Origin of the sequence: Streptomyces durocortorensis, assembly GCF_016901035.1 — a bacterium.
Taxonomy (GTDB): Bacteria; Actinomycetota; Actinomycetes; order Streptomycetales; family Streptomycetaceae; genus Streptomyces; species Streptomyces durocortorensis.
This window is the reverse complement of the sequence record NZ_JAFEUF010000238.1, coordinates 1-7,120: the sequence shown is the minus strand read 5'-3', so window position 1 is coordinate 7,120 and position 7,120 is coordinate 1. Positions and strand designations below refer to the sequence as shown.

At 73.2% G+C, this 7,120-nt stretch carries 4 protein-coding genes, 1 tRNA gene and 1 pseudogene; 2 read left to right on the top strand and 4 right to left on the bottom strand.

What is annotated here, in order from left to right:
- Positions 1-427: 427 nt before the first annotated feature.
- Both alaS and tsaD read right to left on the bottom strand, forming a co-directional pair.
- Positions 428-3,079: an alanine--tRNA ligase gene (gene alaS, locus JS521_RS29560; protein ID WP_205086001.1), complete on the bottom strand. Its 2,652-nt coding sequence runs from the start codon at positions 3,077-3,079 to the stop codon at positions 428-430.
- A gap of 64 nt (positions 3,080-3,143) precedes the next feature.
- On the bottom strand, positions 3,144-4,208 hold the full coding sequence (gene tsaD / locus JS521_RS29555) for a tRNA (adenosine(37)-N6)-threonylcarbamoyltransferase complex transferase subunit TsaD (RefSeq protein ID WP_205086002.1): 1,065 nt from the start codon (positions 4,206-4,208) through the stop codon (positions 3,144-3,146).
- Positions 4,209-4,426: 218 nt separating this feature from the next.
- Between tsaD and JS521_RS29550 the strand changes: the two genes are divergently transcribed.
- Together JS521_RS29550 and JS521_RS29545 are read left to right on the top strand one after the other, a co-directional pair.
- Complete coding sequence (locus JS521_RS29550) at positions 4,427-5,320, top strand: DUF4394 domain-containing protein (protein WP_205086000.1); 894 nt, start codon at positions 4,427-4,429, stop codon at positions 5,318-5,320.
- A 103-nt stretch (positions 5,321-5,423) separates the two neighbouring features.
- Positions 5,424-5,497 (top strand) — tRNA-Met (locus JS521_RS29545).
- Positions 5,498-5,547: 50 nt separating this feature from the next.
- On the opposite strand, the pseudogene JS521_RS29540 reads toward JS521_RS29545, so the two are convergent.
- A pseudogene (locus JS521_RS29540) lies at positions 5,548-6,084 on the bottom strand (PAS domain-containing protein); the annotation flags it as partial.
- A 310-nt stretch (positions 6,085-6,394) separates the two neighbouring features.
- A complete protein-coding gene (locus JS521_RS29535; RefSeq protein WP_205085999.1) occupies positions 6,395-6,805 on the bottom strand; it encodes a DUF1330 domain-containing protein in 411 nt (136 codons plus the stop codon).
- Positions 6,806-7,120 lie beyond the last annotated feature (315 nt).

The window sequence follows — 7,120 nt, the reverse complement described above, 5'->3', positions numbered from 1 at the left end:
ACCTCCGCGGGCGTTGGAGGGGGGGTATTGGGTCGTGTTTGTGGGGGCTTTGGCGGTCTTCGCCGGGGGGGGGGGGGGGGCCCCCCCCGCCGCGCACCCCTTCTAAATTCCCCCCCCCCCCCGGCCCGGGGGGGGGGGCGCTTTCTCTGGATCCCCTGACGGCTCTCATCGAGGCCGACAAGGTAGTTGATCGCCCGGCGGACCGCGTCGTGCACGTCTGCGGTGGGCATCCAGGCGCCGCGGTGTTGCTTCACCAGTGGTTTGCGCAGGCTCGTGGCCCGCTTCAGCTCCACGATGTGCAGACTGCCGTCGCCGCGGATGCGAGGGATGTCGATCTCGTCGCCGGGTACCGGCCGCCGCCGTGCGGCTTCCCCGCGGGGCGATGCCGGCCGCCGCGGATCAGCCGGTGCGGACCGGTCGGTGCGGATCAGTCGGCCGCCGTGGCGAGCACCGCCGGCAGGGCCGCGAGCGCGTCGGCGACTCCGCCGGACCCGAGACCGCCGCCCTGGGCGACCTCGGCAGAGCCGCCGCCGCGGCCGCCGAGGAGCCGCTTCACCAGCTGGGAGGCGTGCAGACCAGCCGCTCGGGCCGCGTCGTTGACGGCGAGGACGAGTGCCCCGTCCTCCGTGCCGACCGCGACCGCGCCGGGCACGCCGTCGGGCACCCGGTCGCGGACGGCCAGGGCGAGCGCCCGGGCCTCCTGGGCGCTGCCGTCCACCGTGGTGGTGACGATCCGCACGCCGCCCGTCTCGCCCGCCGCGTCGGCGAGTTCGCCCGCGCGTGCCGTGGTGGCCTGCTGCTTGAGCCGGGCGTTCTCCCGGTCGGCCGCCTTGAGCCGGTCCAGCAGACCGGCGATCCGGTCGGGCAGCTCGGCGCGCGGGGCCCCGAGCTGATCGGCGATCCGCGTCACCAGGTCCCGCTCGCGGGCCAGGTAGCCGAAGCCCTCGATGCCCACGGCCGCCTCCAGTCGGCGCATGCCCGCGCCGACCGAGCCCTCGGAGGTCAGCGCGACCGTGCCGATCTGCGCCGCCCGCTCCACATGCGTACCGCCGCACAGCTCCCGGGACCAGGCCCCGCCGATCTCGACGACCCGCACCTTCTCCCCGTACGTCTCGTCGAAGAGGGCGAGCGCGCCGATCTCCTTCGCCTCGGGCAGGGTCATCCACCGCACGCCGACCGGCAGATCGCGGCGCAGGGCGCGGTTGGCGGCCTCCTCGATCTCGCTGCGGACGGTCGCGGAGAGGGCGCCGCGCCAGGGGAAGTCGAGACGCAGGTAGCCGGGCCGGTTGTAGGAACCGGCCTGGAGCGCGTTGGGGCCGAGGATCTCGCGCAGGGCGGCGTGCAGGACATGGGTGCCGGAGTGGGCCTGGCGGGCGCCGAGCCGCCACTCGGCGTCGACGGCCGCGTGCACGGTGTCGTCCGGGGCGAGTTCGCCTGCGGTGATCCGGACCTGGTGGGCGACCAGGCCGGGCAGCGGGCGCTGGACGTCGAGGACCTCGGCCTCGGCCGACGTACCGGACAGCAGCCCGGCGTCGCTGTCTTGGCCCCCGGACTCGGCGTAGAACGGCGTGCGGTCCAGGACGACCGTGACGATGTCGCCGGTACGGGCCACCGGCACCGGACCGGCCGGGCCGAGCAGCGCGAGGACACGGGACTCGGTCTCCAGGGTGTCCCAGGCCCGCCAGTCGGTCGGCCCGTGCGCGTCCAGGACCGGGCGCAGGGCGGTGGTGTCCACGGCCCCGCCGGCCTTGCGGGCGCGGGCGTCCGCGCGGGCCCGCTCGCGCTGCTCGTTCATCAGCGCGGTGAAGCCCTCGCGGTCGACCTCGACGCCCTGCTCGGCGGCCATCTCCAGGGTGAGGTCGATGGGGAAGCCGTACGTGTCGTGCAGCAGGAACGCCTGGGCGCCGGGCAGCGACCGGCCGCCGCTCTCCTTGACCCGGGCGACGGCGGTGTCCAGGACGGTGGTGCCCTGCTTGAGGGACGAGCGGAAGGCGTCCTCCTCGGCCCCGGCCTGGTCGGCGATACGGGGATAGGCGTCGGTGACCTCCGGATAGCTCGGTGCCATGCAGTCGCGGGCCACCGGCAGCAGCTCGGCCAACGCCAGGTCCTCGTAGCCCAGCAGCCGCATGGAGCGCACCGCGCGGCGCAGGATCCGGCGCAGGACGTAGCCGCGGCCCTCGTTGCCCGGGGCGGTGCCGTCGGCGAGCAGCATCAGGGCCGTACGTACGTGGTCGGCGACGACCCGCAGTCGTACGTCGGCCTCCGGGTCCGCCCCGTAGCGGACGCCGGCCAGGTCGGCGGCGCGCTGCAGGACGGGGCGGGTCTCGTCGATCTCGTAGAGGTTGTCCACGCCCTGGAGGAGGGTCGCCATCCGTTCCAGGCCCATGCCGGTGTCGATGTTGCGGCGGGGCAGCTCCCCGAGGATGGGGTAGCCGGACTTGCCGGGGCCCGGGCCGCGTTCGTACTGCATGAAGACGAGGTTCCAGAACTCCATGTACCGGTCCTCGTCGACCGCCGGACCGCCTTCTGGGCCGAGAGCCGGGCCGCGGTCGTAGTACAGCTCGGAGCAGGGCCCGCACGGCCCGGGGACGCCCATGGACCAGAAGTTGTCCTCGTCGCCCCGGTCCACGATCCGCTCGTCGGGCAGGCCCGCGACCCGCCGCCAGATACCGCGCGACTCGGTGTCGGAGTGGTGGACGGTCACCCAGATCCTGTCGGGGTCCAGCCCGTAGCCGCCCTCGCCCTGCGGACGCGTCGAGAGGTCCCAGGCGTAGGCGACGGCCTCTTCCTTGAAGTAGTCGCCGAAGGAGAAGTTGCCGTTCATCTGGAAGAACGAGCCGTGCCGGGTGGTGCGGCCGACCTCCTCGATGTCCAGCGTCCGGACGCACTTCTGCACGCTGGTGGCCCGCTCCCACAACGGGGCCGCCTCACCGGTGAAGTACGGCTTGAACGGCACCATGCCGGCGTTGACGAAGAGGAGGGTCGGGTCAGGGGTCGGCAGCGGTGCGCTGGGGACGATCGTGTGGTCCCGGGCGGCGAAGAAGTCCAGGAAGCGGCTGCGGATGTCGGCGGTACGCACAAGCGGTCCTCTCACGTTCTTCGGTCGGTCACCGGGGGGAAATCCGGGCGCGGTGCCACGCCGCTCAGGCGGCTCGGGCCACCCTCGCGGGCGCGGCGACCGGGTGTAGCGCGGCGTACTCCAACGGCGCCGACGGATCGATCGACACGTTCAGCTGCGCCGGGTCCGCGTCCGCCCGCACCAACAGGTCGCCCACGGCGGCGATCATCGCCCCGTTGTCGGTGCACAGCGTCAGCGGCGGCACCCGCAGCTCGACGCCCGCCGCCTCGCACCGCTCTTCGGCCAGAGCACGGACCCGGGAGTTCGCCGCGACCCCGCCGACCACGACCAGGGTGCGCACGTCGTACTGGCGGCAGGCGGCCAGCGCCTTGCGCGTCAGGACGTCCGCGACGGCCTCCTGGAGCGAAGCCGCCCCGTCGGCCAGCGGGATGTCCTCGCCGCGCAGGCGGTGCTGCTCGGCCCATCGGGCGGCGGCGGTCTTCAGCCCGGAGAAGGAGAACGCGTACGGGTCGTCCTTCGACCCCAGCAGCGGCCGGGGGAAGGCGACGGCGCAGGGGTTGCCCTCGCGGGCCGCCCGGTCGATGGCCGGCCCGCCCGGATAGGGGAGCCCGAAGACGCGCGCCACCTTGTCGAAGCACTCGCCCGCGGCGTCGTCCACGGTGTCGCCCAGGTGCAGGATCGGATCGCGTACGAGGTCGCGCACCAGCAGCAGCGAGGTGTGGCCGCCGGAGACGATGAGGACCATGCACGGGTCGGGCAGCGGCCCGTGCTCCAGGGTGTCGGCGGCCACGTGCCCGGCCAGGTGGTGCACTCCGTACAGCGGCACCCCCGCCGCGTACGCCAGGGACTTGGCCCCGGCCAGACCGACCTGGAGCGCCCCCGACAGACCGGGCCCCGTGGTCACCGCGACGGCGTCGACGTCCCGCACCCCGAGCCCCGCCTGCGCCAGGGCCTCCTGGACGACGGGGGTGAACGCCTGGAGGTGGGCCCGGGCGGCGATCTCCGGCACCACCCCGCCGTAACGGGCGTGCTCGTCCATGCTCGACGCCACGACATGCGCGAGCAGACGGCCGCCGGAGACGATCCCCGCCCCTGTCTCGTCACACGACGACTCGATGCCCAGCACCACCGGAGTCCGCACGGCCTCTCCTTCTAGCATATCGAGCGCTACTGCGACCCATATGTAATAAGGTACCCGGCCGCGTACGGCCAACGGCGGCCACGCGGGCTCCCCGCCGACCATGCCACGTATCCCATTTGCTGCACAGGGTGAGCACGAGGTCACTGGGCGTGATGCTGTAGTCCGTGACACCCGATGAGCGGGTGCGTGAAGTGTGGGAGTGAGACATGCGTAAAGCACTCGTCGCCTTGGCCGTGGCCGCCGCGATGGCCACGGCCGTACCCGCCTCGACCGGCGCCTGGGCCACCGGGCCGACCGACACCGCCGCCACGCGGGGAGGCGACGGGCAGGAGCGGGCCGCGAACGGCGGGCTGTCCGTCATCGGCCTGACCACGGACCAGCGGCTGGTGCGGTTCGAAACCGGAGCGCCCTCCCGGACCTGGCACCTGGGCAAGGTCAGCGGCCTCAGCAAGGACCGCAAGCTGGTCGGCATCGACTTCCGGGTGCAGAACACCAAGCTGTACGGCGTCGGCGACCGTGGCGGCGTTTACACGCTCGACACCCGCTCCGCCAAGGCCGTCAAGGTCTCCCAGCTGACCGTCGCCCTCTCCGGCACGTTCTTCGGCGTCGACTTCAACCCGGCGGCCAACCGGCTGCGCGTCATCTCCGACACCGGCCAGAACCTCCGGCACAACATCGACGACGCCGCGGCCCCGCGCACCACCATCGCCGACACCCCGCTGACCAACCCGACGACGCCGCCGTCCACGGCGCTCGGGGTGACCGGCGCCGCGTATACGAACAACGACCTCAACGCGGAGACGGCGACCTCGCTGTTCGACATCGACACGGTCAACGACCGGGTCTCCCTCCAGTCGCCCGCCAACTCCGGCACCCTCGCCCCCACCGGCAACCTCGGCGTCAACGCCGGGCCGGACGCCGGATTCGACATCTACTTCTCCCACCGGGCCCGGACCAACACCGGTTACGCCGCCCTGCGCACCGGCAGCGCCTACCGCTTCTACGAGGTCGACGTGCTCACCGGTGCGGCCACCGACCGCGGGGCGTTCCCGAAGAACCGCCAGGTCACCGACGTCGCCCTTCCGCTCAACCAGAGCTGAGCCCGGTCCCTGCCCCTTTTCGCACCGGGAGGGCCCGGGGATGACGCCCCGGCCGTCCTTGGTCAGAGGCGCGTCGGGAATGCCGTAGAGTGGTGTTCACCGACGCGGGGTGGAGCAGCTCGGTAGCTCGCTGGGCTCATAACCCAGAGGTCGCAGGTTCAAATCCTGTCCCCGCTACTGAAGATCCAGGCCCGGCCCCCCCCCCCCCGGGCCGGGCGGGGGGGGGGGGCGGCCGCCACACCGTTCATCCGCTCCTCCGCGGGGTTGACGGAGATGTACCGGAGGTCGGTGTCCAGCATGGCCAGCCCGATCGGTGCCTGGGACACCAGCTGGGCGGACAGGGCCAGGTTCCGCTCCACCCGCCGCAGCGTCGTCCGGTCGGTGGCAAGACCCAGGGCCCAGTATTCGCGCTGGTCGTCCTGGAGCCGCATGTTGCGGAACTCCACCACCCGCGTGCTGCCGTCCTTGTGCCGGACGGGAAAGACGCCTGCCCAGCTCTCGCCGTCGTCCATGACCTGGGCGAACAGCGCCAGCACCGTGTCGAGGTGTTCCTTGTCGATCAGCAGATGGCCCGCGTACTTGCCCAGGGCCTCCTCGGCGCTGTAGCCGAAAAGGATCTCGGCCTGGGGGCTCCAGAGGTCGATCCTGCCTTCGGCGTTCAGGAGGACAGCGGCCACGTTCAGCACGTCCAGCAGGCCACCGGGGTCCGACGGCGCCACAGCCGACGAGCCGGGATCGCCCTGGAAACGCTCGGTGGCACCCATGGCCCAGGCTCCTCCCGGCCCCCGCTCTGGCTGTCGTCCGCCGGTGCGGACCATGTGCCGGCAGCCATCTCCCGGCTGCTCCATTGTCCCCCTCACGATCCGGGTGGGCAGCCCAGGAGCGAGCGGCGGCGCCACGGTGCGCCTGCGGGCTCCTGGAGGTGTGTGGCGCCGGGGCCGTGCCGCACCACGCGGTCGGCGAGAAGGCCGGGGCAGATGCTGTGGTGGCGGCCACAGGTGGTGCCGCTTTCGTTTGCGCTCCAGCCGCTCACTCCAGCTCTCGCTGTCCGCCCCCTCCGCAGGACCTGCGGAACTACCGTGCGGCGCGGACGGAGGACCGTACGGGCTGAACCCGGTCTTCGGCCTCCTGCGCCGCCCGGTCCCGCGCCGCCCGCATCGCCGCCGCGGTGGCCGACGCGTCGTACTCCGGACCGACGCCGGGGACGATGATCACGTCACCGTCGAGGTGCCGGGTGCGCAGCGGCAGGATCTCCTGGTAGGCCGGGGACGCGTACCAGGCGCGGGCCTCCTCCATCCCGGGAAAGCCGATCATGACCAGCGCGTCCGGCCAGGTCCCCTCCACCACCTCCGCCTCGGCGCCATGGACCAGGAAGCGGCCTCCGTAGGGCTTCATGGTGCCCTGGACGCGCTCGATGTAGCTCAGCACCTCGTCCTCGACGGGGGCGTCGGTGGGGCGCAGGTGGGCGATGGCGTACGCGGTCATGATCCGGGTCCTCCGTGCGGTCGGGGCGGGTGGTTCCTCGGGACACCCACGATGCTGCCGGGCGGGGCGGAGACCGTCGATTACCTCGGAGGTCATGCCCGGGGGACGAGACGGGCCGACCGGGCCCGGACACGCCGAAGGCGGGGGGGCCCCCGCCCACCCCCAGCTCCCTCAGTGGGGGGCGGGTCGCGCCCGGGCGCGCATTGCGCCGCCCAGCCGGCCTAGCCCCTGGGTGCGGGCGCGGCCGGCGAGGGCGGCCTGGGCGGTGCGGGCGGCGCCGTGGCCGAGGCGGGCGAGGACGTCGCGGCCGAGGTT